Below are 16,691 nucleotides of genomic sequence, written 5' to 3'. Positions count from 1 at the left end.
TCTCTTAGAGGAATGATTCGATACTCAATTAGAAATTCCTGGTTAGAAGATTCTCTCTACTTTTATTTCCTTCTGCACCCTGTAAAAATTATTTTTGGGTTGCTCACAGGGTGCGGAAGATGGGTTATATAGTGCTTTTCTTTACGGCCTGATTGTAGCGTCGATGTGGGCTATAGGTGGAACAATCGTTCACGATGCGGCTATTACGGCCGCCCAAATATACGCTGTCGAGTTGGATTCTTCTAAAGCGGCAAAACGTGCCGTTGGAGAAATCGGCCGTTGGGGGTACGTCTTTGTCGACCCATCTACTATCCATGTGACCGTAGAACAAATAGGCGACACCGCCCACGCGACGGTCACGGCCCAGCCGCGGATCCAAAAGGCATTTTTCTACACCATACCCGCATTAAAACGTGAAGCCTTCTGTACTATGGAATACCGTTTCCGGCGGCCGGGCGAGTTTTTGTGAAAAGAATGGAGTGATACCTATTTTTTAAAATAAAGTTTTTCCGGCCACAAAAAGGCTCCGTCTTGATCGAGACCGCCGCGGCGTGCTTTCCGGTCCGGCTACCCGGACGGCACGTTGAGGCCCAACGCCCACATCACCCGCGCCGAGGCGTTGACCACGCTGCTGCGGCTTTTGCGGGCTTTAGGTTGGTAAGTAGATGGTAGAAAACGTCGTGCCCCGGTGCAGCGCCGGGGCATTTTTTTTAGGGCCGGGCCGGGAGCGGAAACGCCGCGGCCCGGTATAAGAAAGGAGGGTAGTGATGTCGCGTTTATCTAAAATAGACAGCGGCCTGCTGCTTTGTTTGGACGAGTTTTTCCCCAGTCCTACGGTCAGCCTCAGCGGCCCTTCCCCCTACGTGCCGAGGGAAGCGAGCATCCGGCGCGACGGGGAGAACGTTCTGGTAGAGTGCCCGGTCTGCCGCGGGGAGAAGACGCTGGACTGCCGGGCCTGCCGCGGGCGCGGCGGACAGGACGGGCAGATCTGCCCTGAATGCGGCGGGGACGGCGAGGTAGAGTGCCCTATTTGCCGGGGAACCGGCGAATTGTCCTGGGAGACGGCGGGCGAGGTGCTGCGCGCCCTCGCTTTGTTGGCGGCGAGGGAGGAGCGATAGTGGGAAGATGCCCCGGCCAGACACCGGGGCTTTTTTTTATGGGAAGGAGGTGAGACTCGTGTGCACCACAACACATAGACCCTTACACCCCCGTGGAGGGGAGAGGGGCTTCACTCTGGTCGAGCTGCTGGTCGTGGTGGCGATCATAGCTGTGTTGGCCGCAATACTGATACCCCGTTTCCTCGAATATACCGACCAGGCCCGTGTCAGTGGGGCGATGGGCGACCTTTCGGCGATGCGCAACGTGATCGAGGCATACGCCGCGCGCGAGGGGAGGGGGTGTTACCCCCTGCCGGAAAACAACACCAACAAGACCGATTCGGTCGCTTATGTCTTGTCCGATAAAGGCATTGCCTGGACGGGTGACCCTAACGGCTTGAGGGACCCGTGGGGTGTGGCGTATAAGTATGCCGCCACCGCCAACCGCCGTGACTACCTCGTCCAGTCTGCCGGGCCCGACCGGAGGTTTGACACCGACGACGACATCTATTGCGGCTCCAGGGCGACGTCGCCCCGGCAGGGGAACCCTTCCACCGTGCGTGGCTATATGCAGAACGCAGCCGAGGCGTACTCCGCCACCCCGGCCAACAACGAGATGTAGGCCTTTCCCGGCCCCCGTGCCGGGTTTTTTTTTACTTAGGGCGTAAATTTTTTTTCGAGGGGTGATAGGAATGCTGACCAAAGAAATAATTAACGAAACGGCGAAACGCATGGGCTGTTACCGTAAAGATGCGAGGGAGCTATTGCTTCAGCATTTCGTTTCCGTCCTGACCGAAGCGGCGGTCAGGGGCGAGAAGGTGCATTTGGCCGGGCTAGGCACCTTTTACCCCGCCCGCTCCCGTAAACCGCGGAAAGACGGGATCAGGCAAACTGTCCTAAAGTTTAAAGCGGCGAAGCCGTTGCTTCGTCGGATAAACCCAAACGACGGAGGTGAACTCAAGTGAGCGCGGGTATTTTAGAAAGATCCCAGCCGTCCGCCCAATCCTTGGCGTCCAGGCGCGCGGCCGCCGTGGACGTCGGCTACGGCTACACGAAAGCGGTCTCCGCTTCGGGGGCCAAGGCCTGCTTCCCGAGCGTGGTGGCCCCCGGCGGGACCGACCTGGGCCTCGATGGCCTCCTGGGCGGGGAGGGGTCGGGCCACGCGGTGAAGGTGCGGTTCCTCGACGGCCGGAAGGGCGAGTACCTGGTCGGTGAGGCGGCCCAGGGGAGCTTCCTGGCGTCCGGTTTTCTTGGGGCTGAAAAGCCTGCCGACTTACACGACCTTCTCCTTTTGACCGCCTGCGCCCTGGTGGGCGCGGGCGGCAGGGGGCCGTTCCCGGGCCAGTGCGACCTGGCGGTGGGCCTGCCCCTGGCCTTCTACCGGGCGCAGAAGGACGCCCTGAAGGCCAGGCTTGAGGGGCTGGCCGCGTGGGTGAGCGTGGACAGAGGTGAGGAGCAGTATATTTCGTTCCGGCGTGTGCTGGTAATTCCGCAGGGGGCCGGGGTTGTATTCGCCCAGGGGCTCCCGCAGGGCCGCGGCTTCGCCGGGGTCGTGGACGTAGGGCAATACACGACGGACTTTTTGCTGATAGACCTGCGGACGATGAACCCCGTGGTGGAAGCCTGCGGTAGCGTCGAGGCGGGTTGCCATTTGGTGGCCCAGCGTGTGGGCCAGGCGTACCTGGCGAAGACCGGGAGGCCCCTGCCGCCGAGGATGGAGCGGTTCGTGCTGGACGCCGCCCGGGAAGGCCAGCCGGTGCCCTTCCGCGGGAAGGAGATAGACCTGGCGGCGGACTACGAAGCCGCCGTCCGCGACGTGGCCACGACGGTCTCCAGGCAGGTGCTCTCCGTTTGGAGGGACGTGGCGGACATGATGTCCGTGACCTATTTGGCCGGCGGCGGTTCGCTCCTTTTGGGCGAGCACTTGGCCCGCGCCCTGCCGAACCCCGCCCTGGTCGGGGATCCCGTCTACGCCAACGCCTTGGGCTACCTCCGGATGCTCACCGGAACCGCCTGAGCCGCACTGTTAGCGGGTGCAGGTCGTTCCACTGTAAAGGCATTTCCGTATACTTGGGCGTCGACCGCTTCCTGGTCCGGGCCAACGTCAGTGAGTTCCGTATTCTGGGAGTGGTAATTCATGTATGACGGTAAGAGGCGTTTGGACTTGTGGCTTCCTGATGACCACCCGGTGTGGTCATTTCCCAAAGGGGATCGGTCGAGGAAGGTACGGGAGCTGCTCGATCTCGCCATGTGTCTGGAACGTGGCTTCGGCTCGCTGGAGGCACGGCTAGGACGGCTGGAGGTAGGTTTAGGGAGGCTGGAGGAAAGGCTGGTCCGGCTGGAGGAGGCCGTGGCTCACGGAGGGGCGGCGGTACAGAGCAATAAGGTTAAGGCGGACGGCGGCAACATACCCGACCTAACCTCCTTCCTCAGTGCGTTCGGTTAGGAGGTGGTCCTGTGTGAATCCCGAAAAACGCGAACTCGCCCTCGCCTTCGCCCTCGGCCTCTGCGCCGGCCCTTGCTACCTCGTGGCCGGGCCGGAAAGGTTCCTTACCTGGTACGCCGTGGTGCTGGGCGGCGGCATTTTCAGCACGGCGTTTTGGCTCAAAGAAATAAGCCCCTCCAAAGCCGCTTGCCTCGTCTGGCTCGTCTGGCCCCTGGCGATGCTGGCCGGGGCGGCGGCGAGCCTGCTTGTTTGCCTGGCAATTTTGTCGAAAGGAGGTGCATCCGCGCCATGTATGACGTTTCTCTTTTCCCCGTGATAGACATAATTTCCGTGGTGATGCAAATCGAAAAACTGGCGCTCGGCATGATGGTCCTCATCGTGCTGGCGGCGGCAGTCCGGTTCACTTTATGGGCAGCGCTTTCCTTTCTTATCCCCGTGCCGCGTCTGGGCGGGCTGGTGGCCGACGTCATAACTTTTTCCATGTGCCTGCTGCTCTACGCTTCCGGCCGCGGCCCGGCGGCCGTCATGTGGGGGTTCCGCGTCGCCCAAACCTTATTTCCTTCTTTGGTGGGGCGGCTGACCAGTCTTACCGGCCTGCTCGGGCCGGGCGGGTTCTGATTTTCAAAGGACATTTTGTCCTTTGAAAGCTCAAATTGAGCTTTCAAAATTAAAGGTGGATTTTCTACTTTTGATTTTCGGTCTGAAAACGGGTTTTTTGCTTTCAGACCGGACGCCGCTCCCCCGGCGGCCGGGGAAAACCGGTGAAACGTCCGTCGTTTCCCCGCCCCGCGGCGGGGGCGATAAGACGTTCGCCCCACCTAATCCTTTAGGTTTAGGTGGGGCGGTCGTTACAAGTAGCGGCGTTTGACTTTATTTGACCAATGTATATTATCCGCCCCCCGCCGCGCGTCCGGCCGGTATACCGCCCGGCGGCCCGGCCTTCCGGCGGCGGCCCGGCCGGACGTATTACCCGGGCCGTCATATTTCCCATTTCCCAGCGAAAGGAGGCGCACGTAACAATGTCGCGGACGGCTAAAACGAAGGAGAGGGTGAGCCTTACCCTCGACTCCGGCCTGGTGGCCCGGCTCCGTGGGGAATACCCCGGTGTACCGCTGTCCCGGGCGGTGTCGCACGCCGTCCGGGCGCACCTGGAGCGGTCGGACGTGGAGCGGAGGATGCGGAGCCTGGAAATAGTCTGCCGGGCGACGCTGGCGCTCCTGGCCGACATGGCGGCCAAATGGGACGACCGCGAAGGCGAACGGTTGCGTTACCGGTATGCGCAGAAAGCGGTTTTCGTCCTACGCAAACTGGAGGAGAGGAGGGCGCGGCAGGGTGCAGGTGAGGGCTCTGCTTTACCGGAGCAAACGGAAAGCGAATAGGTTGCTTGCGTCCTTTCGCTACCTGGGCTTGCCCTGGAGCGACCTGCCCCAGGTCACCGGGAAAGAGTGGTTGTCGCTCTGCGCCCCGGTCCCGGCCGGGCGGCCGGTGCTCTACGCCCTGGCGCTCAGGCCTAAGGGCCGCCCCGGCGCCTGGGAGCTGGCCCTGGACGCGGCCCGGCTCTTGGAGGAAAGGGCCGGGGTGGAGCTGAACTGGGCGTGGGCCTTGAGGACGAGCGGCGCGGCGTGGCTTTTGCTCTGTCCCTGGGCGTTGGACTGGGCCAAGAAGCCCCGGTGGTACCGGCCGGGGCCGGCGGACCTGCAGGCCTTGCGGGAAGAGCTGGGGGCCAGGTGGGATATAGACGGGCGGCCGGTTTGCCCCGGCGGACGGGGACGGGGTAGGTAAATCTTTCGCCATTTTTTGGCGAAAGAAAGGCCGCCGACATCAAAAGGACAAAATGACCTTTTGATTTGATTGGAAAGGAGTGGGGGCCGGGCGGTACGCGGCGGTTTGAAAGGACATTTTGTCCTTTGAAAAAGTCGGCCACCTGTCCGGCTGAAGAAAAATCAAAGGACCTTTGGTCCTTTGATCCGAAAGGAGGCGAAACCCGTGACGAAAGAGACGCTGGTCAAAGCCGTGGCCGCGAAGGCGGGGACGACGCAGAAGGAAGCGGCCCGGGCGCTGGACGCCTTCTGCGAAGCCGTCCGGGACGCCCTGGCCGCGGGCGAGGAAGTCAAAATAACCGGTTTCGGGTCCTTCTCGGTGAAGGAGCGGTCGGCCCGGAAGGGGCGCGACCCGCGGACGGGCGAGGAGCTGGAGATACCGGCCCGGCGCGCGGTCGTGTTCCGGCCCGGCTCTGAGCTGGCGGCGGCGGTGAGGGGGCGGTAGCAAGCCCCCTCTCCTTTTTTAAAACTTGTGAAGGAGTGAAGCCGGCGATGTTCAACAAAAACAGGTTATTACGCGCAGCGGTATTCGCCGTCGCCGCCCTCCTGGCCGCCCGGCTGGCCCTGCCCCTGGTTGAGGCTTATCCCCTGGGGGCCGGGGTATTGCTCCTGGCGGTCGCCGCCGGGAGGAAAGACCGCCTGAACTCTTTGCGGGTAATCCTCGGCGCGGCACTAGGCGCAGCGCTCTTCGGCTGGGCCGGGCACGCCCTGGGCCAATTGGCCGGGTCCCGCGGCAGCCTCGCCCCCCTGGCCTGGCTCGGCTGGGGGTGGGACGTAAAGGCCGACGGCTGGCCGGCGGTCTTGGGTAGGGCCGGGCTGGTCCTGGGGGCCTTCTCCGGGTTGACGTACAAAGGGAAAGCGGTCCACGACGAGCGGCACGTCCACGGCCTGGAGGTGGCGGCCGGGAGCCCTGAAAAGGGAACGAGGCGGTGGGCCGGTGAAAGCGATTTGGCGCATGTGGCGGAGTTCGGGCCTCCGAGGGAGGGCCGTTTCGGCGGGGGTACGATAGTAGGTAAGCTGAAAGGACGTATAGTCCGGTTATACCCCGACAAGTGCAGGCCCCCGCTCCCACAGCACGCCTGCGTGGTGGCCGGCACGGGGGCCGGTAAGACCTACAGCTTCGTCATCCCCAATGCCATCGCCGCGGCCTGCGAGGGTGAAAGCCTGGTCCTGACCGACCCCAAAGGCGAGCTGGCGTGCCTGCTGGCCCCGTGGCTTAAGTCCAAGGGGTACAAAGTGTACGTCTTCAACCTGGCGTACCCTCAATGGTCGTCCTGTTGGAACCCGGTGCTGGAGGCCAGGGACGACGAGGAAATAACCGCCTTCGCCACGGCGATAGTCCAGAACGCGGCCGCGGACCGGAGCGGGTACTTCGTCATGAAGGAAATACAACTGCTCAAGGCGCTCACGTATTTACTCCGCTGCGACTTCCCGCCGGAGCAGGCCCACCTGCGGTCGGCGCTGTCGCTCCTGTCGTGGCCGCAGGAGGCGCTGGACGAACGGTTCGAGCGGGCCTACCGGGAAGGCCGCCTGCCGCAAGAAGGCTACGAGGAATGGCGGGGGGCGGTGAGTTCAAACTACGACAACGCGGTAAGCGGTTTGTCGGCGAAGATCAACGTAGTCCGGGCGGAGGGCGTGGCGAAGCTCCTGAGCAGGCACGAGATAGACCTGTCGGTTTTGGGGCGTGAGCGGGCCGCCCTGTTCTGCGTATTGCCAATAGGTTCCGGCCACCTGAAGCCGGTGCTGGCGACGTTTTACTATTTCTTCTTTAAACGGCTTTACCAGCTGGCGGCCGAATGCGGTGGCCGTCTTCCGAACCCGACCCGGTTCATCCTCGACGAGTTCGCAAACGTGGGCGAAATACCGGGCTTCGTCGAGGTCATCTCTACGGCCCGGAGCCTCGGGGTCCGTATCCAGTTTGTGCTCCAGGGCCTCAAACAGTTGACCGACATTTACGGTTTCGCGGAGGCGGAGGCAGTCATGTCGAATTGCCCCATCCAGACGTTTTTAGGTGGGGACGACGCCACGACGACTAAGTACTTCAGCCAACGCCTCGGCGACGCGGCCGTATGGGCCACGTCGGAACGGGTGAGCCGCCGGGCCGCCGCTTCCGCCGCGTGGGAATTCCTCAACTCCCCGGCCCTGGGCGGGGGCAGGGCGGGGCGGACGGAGACGAAGAGCGTGGTGCGTCGCCCGCTGATGACCTCCGAGGAATTGGCTGGGATGGATCCCATGGCGGCGGTGTGCTTGGTGCGGTGGGCCCTGCCGGTGTACTTGACCAAGGTCGGCTGGGAGGAACTGCCGCAGGCCCGCGAGATCCGTGCCCTCGCCGCCCGGAGCCTGTCCGAGGTATGCCCTGCCCGGCCGGACGTGAAGGTGGAGCTCCCGCCCGTGCCGGAAGGGCCGCCCCCCGAGCCGAAGAAGCGCGACCGTCAAGAACGGCACGGCGGGCGGCCGCCGCTCGCGCCCGGCGGCGGCGCGGTCGAAGACGCGGAGCTGGAAGAGTTGGGGATTTGAGTGGAGGTGGCGGCAGCAATGATAAACGCGGCTTTCGACACGGCCTCCCACGTATGCCTGACCCTGGCCGCTTTCGCCGTCCTCGCGTCCGGCGCGGCCTGGGCGTTGGGCCTGCGCCGCGCTGCCCGGACCTCCCTGGTCCTGGCCCTGGTCCTGACGATTTTAGGGGCGTATTTGGGGGCTAGTTTGGAAGTCTAAAGTTTTTTTCCGTAAAAAAATGGGTAATTTTTACCCAGTTTTTCAGGATAAGAGGTGGATGAGCATGACCGGCAAGACCCACGCCGCAGCCGGGGCGTTCGCGGGTGCGCTGGCGGGGAGGCTCATCGGTGATCCCTTAACGGGCATGGCTATAGGAGCCGTCGCCGCTTTATTACCGGACGTCGACCATCCTGGAAGTTATGTCGGGCGGCGGCTCAGGCCGGTGTCGGTGCTGCTGGAAATGGCGGCAGGGCACAGGACGGTGACGCACACGGTATGGTTCTGCGCGGTCGTCGGGATTTTGGCGGCCCTTGTATCGACTCTCGCCCGTCCCTACACCGCCGTTCTGCATCTGCCCTGGTGGCCGACCTGGCCGGCGGCGGGGCTGGATGCCTTCCTGGGGGCCTTATCCCACCTGGCCCTGGACGCCCTGACCCGGAGCGGGGTCGAGCCGCTGGCCCCGCTGCTGCCCCTTCGTTTGAGGGGGCCGCTGGAGACGGGCGACCCGCTGGTCGAGCTCCCGGCGGCGACCCTGTTCGCCCTGGCGGCTTTGAGGCTGGCCGGGGCGGTGTGAAAACCGGCGGATTATTTTTTCCATAATTAAACACCGCATTTTGCGGCAATTTTTTATCTGCCGTGAGGGTATTTTTTACCCTCACGGCAGACACGGTTTTGGAGGTGAATCACCGTGGAATCGCATAACGTGATAAATGTCAGTACGCAGAAACGTAAACCCGGCATGAGCCGCCCCCGCGGCGGGCCGCAGCCTCCGTCGTCCCGGAAGAGGTTTTTCCTGGCCCTCGCCCTGGCGGCGGGGATGTTTCTCGCGTATAAAGCGTTCTGGTTTACGGTCTCCCCGCCGCCGTCGTGGGTGGTAAAGACGCCCGGTGACCATCTGACCCTGGACGCGGCTTACGGGAGCCGCGACGTCACATTCCGCGGGGCCGGCGGCGACCGGATACTGCTGTGGGACTGGGGCGACGAAGACGCCGATACGGTGAAGGTGGCCGGCAGGGAAATAGTGCTCCGCAACGAACCGGCGGCCGTTTACCTGCCGCTGGAGCCCGGCACGACGGTCGAGGTCCTGGGGGTCAAAGACGGACGGGGCGGCGGCATCACGGTGGGCGTGAGCGCGCCGGGGGCGTACCCCCAGGTGCAGGTGATGCGGTTGCGGCCGGGGCAAACAGGACATGTCAACATACGTTAGGGCACTCTTGAAAAGGGGGTAGAGTAGTTATGAAGGAAAAAATAAAAGACTTTTTGAAGGCCCATTCCGACGTGGCCTTCGTCGCCGTCATTCTATTGGCGGTGGTGCTCGTGTTTTCCCTGACCGGACGCGGTAACGGCGGCAACGTGATCCGGGCCAACGCCCCGCCGCCGGCCGGGCAGCAGCAGGCCGCGGCGGGGCAGAGGGCGCCCCAGCCGTTGATTAACGGGGGGCTGGACGTGAAAGAAATTAGTCCCACGGACCCCGTTTTATCGGGCAGGCTTTACCAGACCGTCACCGAGGTCGCGCCTAAAGGCGGGTGGCCGGGCTACCTTTATTGCGACACGCGGGAAGAGTACGACGCCGCGTTGAAACGAAACGTCTCGGCTACGATAACCTGGCCCCTGGGCGGCCGGTATTCGCGGTTTCAATGCAGCCTGGAGATGCCGCAACCGCAGGACAACCTTGAAAAATACGGCGACACGTTTGTCGAGCTGTTTAAGGACGGCTCCAAGGTGTACGAACGCCGCATAACCGCGTCTTCCTTGGTCGTCTCGCCCGCACCCGTCGAACTCGACTTGGCCGGGGCACAGTCATTGACGCTCAGGGTGAGCGTCCAGCCGCGGGTAAAGGAGTACTACTTCGGGTCGTCTAAAAACTGGGATGTTTCTTGGGGCCGGCCCTTCACTTTCTGGCTGACCGGTCTGGAGTTCGTGCCGGCGGAAGGGGGGAGCGGTGGTGGCGGACAACAGGGCAAATAAGCGCCCGTCGCCCTTCTGGAACGGTTTCCTCTCCGGCCTGGGCTACCAGGCGGCGAAGGCGTTCCCCGCCCTCCTTAAAGGCCTCGCGGCCGTGCTGGCCCTGGTCGCCCTGGTCTCCATAGTGGCGTCCTTCCCCTGGCTGGCCCTGGCCCTCCCGGCCGCGCTCGTTTTCCTCGGGAAGGGCGGCACGACGGCGGGCTGGTGCGGCCGGCTGGCCGGTTTGCTTGCCGAACACTGGCCCGCGGCGATAGGCATAGTCGCGGCGGCTGCGGTCTTCGACCGGTGGGGAAATTACCTGGACGGCCTGGGCCTGCCCCCGCTGGTCGGCGTGCCGCTGTTTTTCCTCCTGCCCGCCGCCCTGGCCGGGGCGGGGTTCGCTTACGACGCGGCGCGTCGGAGCGGGTGGCCCCGGGCCGTCCGTCAGGGACGCGTCGGGCACGCCGCGGCGGTCGAGGAGATACTGTCGCAACCGCCGGTCGGCACGAGCGGCGGCTTGCGGGGCGGCCCGAGGCCCCTTTCCGAGGTGTGGCGTGAGGTCGATTCCCTCGTCGGCCTCGCCCCGGTGAAGCAGAAGCTCCGCGAGATCGTCGCCCTGGTCGAGGCCAGCCGCGCTCGGCAAGAACAGGGCCTGCCGCCGCTCACTCAGACCCTGCACATGGCCTTTCTGGGTAATCCGGGAACGGGCAAGACTACAGTGGCAAGGCTCGTCGGCGAGCTTTTTACCGCCCTGGGCGTCTTGCCTTCGGGCCACCTGGTGGAGACCGACAGGTCGGGTTTGGTCGCCGCCTACGTCGGGCAGACGGCCCTGAAAGTAAAAGGGGTCGTGGACAAGGCCCTGGGCGGGGTCTTGTTTATAGACGAAGCCTATTCTCTCGCCAGGGGCGGGGCGAACGACTTCGGCGGCGAAGCCCTCGACGCCCTTGTGAAGGCTATGGAAGACCATCGGAGCGATATGGTCGTGATACTCGCGGGGTACACCGGCCAAATGCAGGAACTTTTCAGGCTCAACCCCGGCCTGGAGAGCAGGGTGGCCTTCACCCTGGAATTTCCAGACTACACCCCGGAAGAACTGGTCCGGATAGCCGCCGCTTACGCCCGTAAGCGCGGCTGGCGGTTCGGCCCGGGCGCGGAGGAGCGGCTGCTGGCCCGGTTCCGCCGCGAGGCCTCCCTGATCGGGCGGCTCGGCAACGGCCGCCACGCCCGGAACGTGGTCGAAGAGGCCGAGCGGAAGGCCGCCCTCCGCATCGCGAGAGGCCAGGGCGGGGCGGACGTGCTGTTGGCCGAGGACTTTGCTTAGCTGAAAATAGCCGAAAACTGGCCCAAAATGTACCAGTTTTTAGGGCGCGGGTCCCAAAGCCCGCGCCTTTTCTTTTTTTTGTGGAAGGCTTCCCTTTGCCCAATCTTCCGGGGAAAGGAGGGCAACGGTTCCGTTCCGGCGGGCGCTGGGAAGACCCGAAAAAACTCGAAAGGAGAGGTGGTTTTCCCGTGTCCAAACTCGTCCGTAAGGCGCGCGGGTTCTCCCGCAACCAGAGGGGCTTCACGCTGGTCGAGCTGTTGGTGGTCGTGGCGATAATCGCCATACTCTCCGCCGTGCTGTTGCCCAGGCTCCTGGGCTACACCAACCAGGCCCGGGTGAGCAGGGCCATGAGCGACTTGGCCTCGATGCGGAGCGTCGTTGAGGCGTACGCGGCCGACGAGGGGCAGGGGTACTACCCCACGGCCGACAACTCCTCCGACGGCGGTATAGCCAAGGTCCTCCAGGCCAGGGGTATAGTCTGGGCGGCTCAGGCCAACCCCGTGAAGGACCCGTGGGGCTCGCCGTACTACTATTACGTGGCGCCGGACGCCGCCGGCACGTCCGAGCAGCACTACATGATCCAGTCTATAGGCCCCGACCGGAAGCAGAACACCGCGGACGATATCTATTGCACCGACACCGCCTCCCCGGCGCAGGGACAGCCGCCAGCACAGTCCGAGGACGGCACGCCCTGGAGCCTGATGGTCAGCTCGGCGCAGTAACGTCCCCCTGGCAGGGCCGGGCCTTCGGCGTCCGGCCCTTTTTCGTGCGCCCGGCATGGGCGTTAACTTAGTGGTGAAAGTCCACTGCAGGCGAGGCAGCACGAGTCTGCTAGCCAAAGGCAAGGGTGCCCATCGCGAGGTGGGATCTGAAGGAAGCCGGAGGCAAAGCCACGGCCCGATGAACAAGAACCCCATAGGAGGCTAGACCATCCGGATGAGCTGGCGAAACACAGCGAAATCCCAGGCTGCCAAGAGATGGTAGAGTATATGGGGCGGGCGCGGGGCGAAGGTTAACGCTCTTACCCGGGGAGGCCTGCCGGATAAGCCAGGTAAAGCTGGCAACCCGTGTTGAAAGACACGGCTGAACCGGCAGGAGTCAGCAGAAGGCATAGTACCCTGGGGGTCATGAACTCCAGGGGAAGGCCCGAACATCAAGTCAGAGGTGAGACCGATGCGTTCGCGAGAAGGGCGAAGACAGCAGAAAACCCCGGAAGGGGCCTGCCCGCGGGAGGAAGTGGTGAAGCCACAGGGGACCGCGGGAGGGCCGAGTTCTTCTCCGGCACAAAGCGGGACGTCACCTCGCGGAGGCCAAGGTAGCGGCCTGATGGAACAGGTGGTGGAAAGGCACAACATGCTGGCCGCTCTAAAGCGGGTAGAGCGGAACGGAGGCGCACCCGGCGTGGACGGCATCCCGACCGAACGGCTTCGGGACCAAATCCGCGCCGAATGGCCGCGCATCCGGGAAGAACTGCTCGCGGGAACCTACAGACCAAAGCCCGTGCGCCGGGTCGAAATCCCGAAACCCGGGGGAGGCAAACGGATGTTAGGGATACCCACCGTAATGGACCGCCTGATCCAGCAGGCCCTCCTGCAGGTATTGACGCCAATCTTCGAACCGCAGTTTTCAGAAAGCAGTTTCGGGTTCCGACCCGGAAGGAGAGCCCACGACGCGGTAAAGAAGGCACGGCAGTACGTAGAAGAAGGATACGAATGGGCGGTAGACCTGGACATCGAGAAATATTTCGACCGGGTAAACCATGACATCCTCATGGCCCGGGTGGCCCGGAAAGTAACGGACAAGAGGGTGCTTACCCTTATCCGCCGCTATCTTACCGCAGGCGTCATGGTAAATGGAGTGGTCATGGAGACGGTAGAAGGAACGCCCCAGGGTGGACCAATAAGCCCGTTACTAGCAAACATCCTCCTGGACGACCTGGACAAAGAACTGGAAAAGAGGGGCCACAAATTCGTCCGTTACGCCGATGACTGCAATATTTACGTCAAAAGCAAACGGGCGGGAGAAAGGGTCATGGCAAGTATCCGCAAGTTCCTGCAGGAACGGTTGAAGCTCAAGATAAACGAGGAAAAGAGTGCGGTAGACCGGCCGTGGAAACTGAAATTCTTGGGGTTTAGCATGTATAAAGCCAGAGCAGGGCAAATCCTTATCCGCTTAGCACCGCAAACCATCGACCGGGTGAAAACGAAAATCCGGGAAATAACCTCCCGGAATAAATCCGTAAAGATGGCGGAACGCATAGAACGCCTGAACACCTACCTGGGTGGGTGGATAGGATACTTCGCCCTGGCCGACACGCCCAGTACTTTCAAGAACATAGAAGGCTGGATGCGGAGGAGGTTACGCATGTGCCTCTGGAAGCAGTGGAAGCGAGTACGGACCAGGTACCGCGAGCTACGAGCTTTGGGACTACCTGAATGGGTAGTACATGAATTCGCCAACGCCCGTAAAGGGCCGTGGCGAATGGCCCACGGGCCAATGAATAGAGCCCTGGGCAATGCCTACTGGCAGTCCCAGGGCCTGATGAGCTTAACCGAACGCTATATTAGTCTTCGTCAAGCTTGGTGAACCGCCGGATGCGGACCCGCATGTCCGGTGGTGTGAGAGGACGGGGGCTAGCCGCCCCCTCCTACTCGATATTTGAAGGCAAATTTAGGGAGGTGGGCGCCTATGTCCAAGCGTCTTGCGGTTTTGCGGGGCCAGGGTGGGTTCACGTTGGTCGAATTGCTGGTCACCGTGGTCATCGTCGTCATCCTCTCGCTCGCGGTGCGGGCGGCGGTGGAGGGGTACATCACCAAAAGCCGCGTGGCCCGGTGTCAGACGGAGCTGGCGGGGATGCGTATGGTGGTCCAACAGTACTACGTCCAGAACGAGATCTATCCTACGGTACAGGACATCGCCGCGGCGATGCAGGCCGCGGGGATAAAGTGGAACCCGAACGACCCCAACGGCCTCAAGGACCCGTGGAAGCAGCCGTACATCTACTTCATCCCGGTCTCAAACTATGCCAACTTCAAATACGTCATCCTCAGTAAGGGGCCGGACAAAATTATGGGGACGGGGGATGATATCTATGCGTGCATTTTCGGCGTCAGTCAGGGCCTTATCGCCACGCCCGGCTCGCCATCGATGTACTCGCAGTCTTCCAAGTGACCAGCGCGGCTTCACCCTGCTGGAGCTGGTGGTAGCGTCCGCCCTGGCCGCCCTCGTCATCGTGGCCGCCCTCGACACCACGTGGCGGGGCCTCTTCCTGGCGAAGCTGGCGCAGAAGCAGTTTGACGAGACGACCGAGCTCCGCAACGCCGCCCAGTGGGTCACCCGCGACCTGCGCCGGGCGTCGGCCGTGGCCGAAGCAGGCCCGGGCAGGCTGGAGTTCACGTCCGCTGACGGCGGGACGGTCGCCTACGCCCTCGACGGCGGCTCCCTCGTCCGGACGGAGGGCGCGTCCAGGCGCACCGTGGCGAAGGGTCTCACGGCGGCTGCCTTCTCCGCGGACGAACGTGAAGGCGGTGTGTTGGTCACCGCGGAGTTTACTGGGGAGCGGGGCGGCAACGTGAGGACGGCGGTGTGGGTTCCGGCGGCGTCCGGAGGCATCTGACCGCCCGCGGCCCCTGCAGCATAACGGTTCCGTCGACTTTAGACATCGTGTCCAAGGTTAGTTAGGGGAGCCGGGTTTCCGTCCGGCTTTTTTTGTTTTTGTCGGAAGGGGGTGAAACCGTGCTGAAAACAATCGCCGCCCTGCTCGCCGCGCTCCAGATCGCCTGCGCCGAGCCGGACCTGGTGCCCCTGCGTGAGCGGGCCGAAGCGAGGGGGTGGACGGTGGAGTGGGAGCGTGCGGACGGAGTGAAGGGTGGAGGGATAGCGTACATTTCCAGCCCGGAGCTCCCCGGGAAGATAGCGGTGCTGGACGGGAGCAGGCTGCTCTTGGGTATGAAGCCTGTCCCGGACGCGCCGGGGCATTACTATCCTGCCGCCGATTTTCTTATGCCCGTGGCGGCGGAACTGCGTGACGGCAGGATGCACGTGTGGCAGGGGGTGTTTCCCCTGGTGGAACTGCTTGAAAAGACTAATTGGGAGGAGGTAGAAGCCAGATGAGCAAAGTGAAATACGCTCCTGAGGGGTTCGTGCCCGCCCCTGACCCCTGGGAAGCGCTGTTTCACGTAAAGGAGCGGGGGCTGACTGTCGACGCCCAGGTGGCTGCGCTGGACTACCCGAACGATATCCCGACCTGGGTTTTGACCTTTCCTGACTTTCCCGGGGTCAGGGGGCTGGTCCCGGCGTCCGAGAGCGGCCTTCCCGACAAGGCCCTGATGCCCCGCTTCGTGGGGCAGGCTGTGCGGGTGAAGGTCAAAGGGTTAGACCGGGAGAACGGCCTGGCCGCCTGCTCCCGGAGGGAGGCGGTGGCGGAGGCCGCGGCGGAACTGTTGCCCAGGCTGGCCGGAGACCCGGACGTTACCCTGGACGGCGTGGTGAGGTGCCTGGTGCCCGGGAAGGACGGTGCGCCGCCGAAGCTCCTGGTGGACGTGGGCGGAGGTGTTTTAGCAGAAGTGCCGCGCTCTCAGGCCCTGGTGTGGCTGACGAAGCCGCTGGGCGTCCAATACGCTCCGGGCCAGCGGGTGAGGGTTAAGGTCACCAGGGTGGACCCGCAGTCCGGGTTAGTAGAAGCCAGTATCAAAAAAGCCCTCCCCGACCCATGGGAGAGGGCGGAGTTTAAGCGCGGCCAATTCCTGTCCGGCACGGTGGCCCGGACGGACGGGAAGCACGTGTGGGTCGAGCCGGACCTGGCCCCCGGCGTCCTGGGATTGGCCCCCTACCCGGTAGTCGGCTTCGTGGGGCGTGGCGACAGGGTGTCGTGTGCCGTGGCGAATTTCGACCGGTCGGCGAAGAAGCTCCGGCTGCGCCTGCGTGGGAGGTTGGCGTAGTATGATTGGCGACGTTTCGTTTGCCTTGGAACGTTACCTCGACACTTACAGGGCGGTGGCAGAATACGCCGCGCGGCTCGGTTGCAGGTGGAGGGAAAAAGAAGAAAGCGAGAAACTTAAACTGCGTTTCCTCGACCTGGCGGCGGCCCGAATGGACTGGTACCTGGCGCTGGCGGGCCTGGACGACAGCATCGTCTCATTCCTCCCCTTCGGCGTGACCGCGCCGATGAAGGGAGGTGGGAGCTGGGTCGTTTCCATCCCTATCTACCCCCTGGACGCCGCCCTGGAGGACGCGGGACTGCCGGAACCGATCTACTTGGACGTTTTGGTCCTGGACAGGGTGACGCTGGCCCGGGTGGCTGCGGGGCTGGTCCGGTCCATCGGCGGAGGGAAAGTGGTCGGCGGTGG

25 protein-coding genes and 1 pseudogene are annotated in these 16,691 nt (G+C 63.4%); 25 read left to right on the top strand and 1 reads right to left on the bottom strand.

Features of this window, described 5'->3' with window-relative positions; genetic code table 11:
• The first annotated feature begins 163 nt into the window (after window positions 1-163).
• The 17 genes and pseudogenes from MOMUL_RS16420 (at window position 164) to MOMUL_RS14650 (ending at window position 10,046) form a co-directional block, all read left to right on the top strand.
• Window positions 164-469, top strand: coding sequence for a hypothetical protein (locus MOMUL_RS16420; protein WP_153018445.1), 306 nt, complete (start codon window positions 164-166; stop codon window positions 467-469).
• A 93-nt stretch (window positions 470-562) separates the two neighbouring features.
• Window positions 563-661, top strand: a pseudogene (locus MOMUL_RS17955) (S-layer homology domain-containing protein); the annotation flags it as partial.
• A gap of 106 nt (window positions 662-767) precedes the next feature.
• Window positions 768-1,118 carry a hypothetical protein gene (locus MOMUL_RS14720; protein WP_062286121.1) on the top strand — a complete coding sequence of 117 codons (351 nt, stop codon included), beginning with the start codon at window positions 768-770 and terminating at the stop codon, window positions 1,116-1,118.
• Between the two features lie 58 nt (window positions 1,119-1,176).
• Entirely contained in the window at window positions 1,177-1,719 is a 543-nt protein-coding gene (locus MOMUL_RS14715) for a type IV pilin protein (protein ID WP_062286118.1), read from the top strand.
• 70 nt (window positions 1,720-1,789) lie between these two features.
• Window positions 1,790-2,062 carry an HU family DNA-binding protein gene (locus MOMUL_RS14710; protein WP_062286116.1) on the top strand — a complete coding sequence of 91 codons (273 nt, stop codon included), beginning with the start codon at window positions 1,790-1,792 and terminating at the stop codon, window positions 2,060-2,062.
• A gap of 65 nt (window positions 2,063-2,127) precedes the next feature.
• On the top strand, window positions 2,128-3,114 hold the full coding sequence (locus MOMUL_RS14705; RefSeq protein WP_084785704.1) for a ParM/StbA family protein: 987 nt from the start codon (window positions 2,128-2,130) through the stop codon (window positions 3,112-3,114).
• Between the two features lie 120 nt (window positions 3,115-3,234).
• Complete coding sequence (locus tag MOMUL_RS14700) at window positions 3,235-3,543, top strand: hypothetical protein (protein ID WP_062286115.1); 309 nt, start codon at window positions 3,235-3,237, stop codon at window positions 3,541-3,543.
• A gap of 13 nt (window positions 3,544-3,556) precedes the next feature.
• The gene (locus tag MOMUL_RS14695; RefSeq protein ID WP_062286113.1) at window positions 3,557-3,859 is read left to right on the top strand and encodes a hypothetical protein; all 303 of its coding nucleotides are present in this window, start codon (window positions 3,557-3,559) and stop codon (window positions 3,857-3,859) included.
• Window positions 3,832-4,161: a hypothetical protein gene (locus tag MOMUL_RS14690; RefSeq protein ID WP_062286111.1), complete on the top strand. Its 330-nt coding sequence runs from the start codon at window positions 3,832-3,834 to the stop codon at window positions 4,159-4,161. The genes MOMUL_RS14695 and MOMUL_RS14690 overlap by 28 nt, the downstream gene beginning before the upstream one ends.
• 263 nt (window positions 4,162-4,424) lie before the next feature.
• Window positions 4,425-4,922: a hypothetical protein gene (locus MOMUL_RS14685; protein WP_062286109.1), complete on the top strand. Its 498-nt coding sequence runs from the start codon at window positions 4,425-4,427 to the stop codon at window positions 4,920-4,922.
• 1 nt (window position 4,923) lies between these two features.
• Entirely contained in the window at window positions 4,924-5,325 is a 402-nt protein-coding gene (locus tag MOMUL_RS14680) for a hypothetical protein (RefSeq protein ID WP_062286106.1), read from the top strand.
• Window positions 5,326-5,529: 204 nt separating this feature from the next.
• Complete coding sequence (locus tag MOMUL_RS14675) at window positions 5,530-5,808, top strand: HU family DNA-binding protein (protein WP_062286104.1); 279 nt, start codon at window positions 5,530-5,532, stop codon at window positions 5,806-5,808.
• 47 nt (window positions 5,809-5,855) lie between these two features.
• The gene (locus MOMUL_RS14670) at window positions 5,856-7,880 is read left to right on the top strand and encodes a VirD4-like conjugal transfer protein, CD1115 family (RefSeq protein ID WP_084785701.1); all 2,025 of its coding nucleotides are present in this window, start codon (window positions 5,856-5,858) and stop codon (window positions 7,878-7,880) included.
• A gap of 18 nt (window positions 7,881-7,898) precedes the next feature.
• Window positions 7,899-8,078 (top strand): hypothetical protein, encoded by a 180-nt coding sequence (locus MOMUL_RS14665; protein ID WP_062286102.1) that lies wholly within the window; start codon window positions 7,899-7,901, stop codon window positions 8,076-8,078.
• 19 nt (window positions 8,079-8,097) lie between these two features.
• Window positions 8,098-8,652: a metal-dependent hydrolase gene (locus MOMUL_RS14660; protein WP_084785700.1), complete on the top strand. Its 555-nt coding sequence runs from the start codon at window positions 8,098-8,100 to the stop codon at window positions 8,650-8,652.
• Between the two features lie 447 nt (window positions 8,653-9,099).
• Entirely contained in the window at window positions 9,100-9,285 is a 186-nt protein-coding gene (locus MOMUL_RS16415) for a hypothetical protein (RefSeq protein ID WP_153018443.1), read from the top strand.
• 29 nt (window positions 9,286-9,314) lie between these two features.
• Window positions 9,315-10,046, top strand: a complete 732-nt coding sequence (locus tag MOMUL_RS14650; RefSeq protein WP_062286097.1) for a hypothetical protein — start codon at window positions 9,315-9,317, stop codon at window positions 10,044-10,046.
• On the opposite strand, the gene MOMUL_RS17110 is transcribed toward MOMUL_RS14650, so the two are convergent.
• Window positions 9,970-10,515: a hypothetical protein gene (locus MOMUL_RS17110; RefSeq protein WP_201786538.1), complete on the bottom strand. Its 546-nt coding sequence runs from the start codon at window positions 10,513-10,515 to the stop codon at window positions 9,970-9,972. The two genes, MOMUL_RS14650 and MOMUL_RS17110, sit on opposite strands and share 77 nt — an antisense overlap.
• Window positions 10,516-10,569: 54 nt before the next feature.
• On the opposite strand from MOMUL_RS17110, the gene MOMUL_RS14645 reads away from it, so the two are divergent.
• From MOMUL_RS14645 to MOMUL_RS14610, 8 genes are all read left to right on the top strand, one after another.
• Window positions 10,570-11,343 carry an AAA family ATPase gene (locus tag MOMUL_RS14645; RefSeq protein WP_201786537.1) on the top strand — a complete coding sequence of 258 codons (774 nt, stop codon included), beginning with the start codon at window positions 10,570-10,572 and terminating at the stop codon, window positions 11,341-11,343.
• A 188-nt stretch (window positions 11,344-11,531) separates the two neighbouring features.
• Window positions 11,532-12,065 carry a prepilin-type N-terminal cleavage/methylation domain-containing protein gene (locus MOMUL_RS14640; protein ID WP_062286092.1) on the top strand — a complete coding sequence of 178 codons (534 nt, stop codon included), beginning with the start codon at window positions 11,532-11,534 and terminating at the stop codon, window positions 12,063-12,065.
• Between the two features lie 451 nt (window positions 12,066-12,516).
• The gene (gene ltrA, locus MOMUL_RS14635) at window positions 12,517-13,929 is read left to right on the top strand and encodes a group II intron reverse transcriptase/maturase (RefSeq protein ID WP_084785698.1); all 1,413 of its coding nucleotides are present in this window, start codon (window positions 12,517-12,519) and stop codon (window positions 13,927-13,929) included.
• 102 nt (window positions 13,930-14,031) lie between these two features.
• Window positions 14,032-14,514: a type II secretion system protein GspG gene (locus MOMUL_RS14630; RefSeq protein ID WP_062286088.1), complete on the top strand. Its 483-nt coding sequence runs from the start codon at window positions 14,032-14,034 to the stop codon at window positions 14,512-14,514.
• Window positions 14,426-14,959 carry a prepilin-type N-terminal cleavage/methylation domain-containing protein gene (locus MOMUL_RS14625; protein WP_330219222.1) on the top strand — a complete coding sequence of 178 codons (534 nt, stop codon included), beginning with the start codon at window positions 14,426-14,428 and terminating at the stop codon, window positions 14,957-14,959. Before MOMUL_RS14630 ends, MOMUL_RS14625 begins: the two co-directional genes overlap by 89 nt.
• 119 nt (window positions 14,960-15,078) lie before the next feature.
• On the top strand, window positions 15,079-15,456 hold the full coding sequence (locus MOMUL_RS14620) for a hypothetical protein (RefSeq protein ID WP_062286083.1): 378 nt from the start codon (window positions 15,079-15,081) through the stop codon (window positions 15,454-15,456).
• 98 nt (window positions 15,457-15,554) lie between these two features.
• Window positions 15,555-16,283 carry a hypothetical protein gene (locus MOMUL_RS14615; protein WP_201786536.1) on the top strand — a complete coding sequence of 243 codons (729 nt, stop codon included), beginning with the start codon at window positions 15,555-15,557 and terminating at the stop codon, window positions 16,281-16,283.
• The coding region (locus MOMUL_RS14610) for a hypothetical protein (RefSeq protein ID WP_153018442.1) at window positions 16,267-16,691 on the top strand (425 nt) is incomplete at its 3' end. The genes MOMUL_RS14615 and MOMUL_RS14610, both read left to right, overlap by 17 nt.

This window comes from Moorella mulderi DSM 14980, assembly GCF_001594015.1.
In the GTDB taxonomy this organism is placed as follows: domain Bacteria; phylum Bacillota; class DSM-521; order Neomoorellales; family Neomoorellaceae; genus Neomoorella; species Neomoorella mulderi.
The sequence above is the reverse complement of the archived record's forward strand: the minus strand, read 5'-3'. Positions and strand labels throughout refer to the sequence as shown.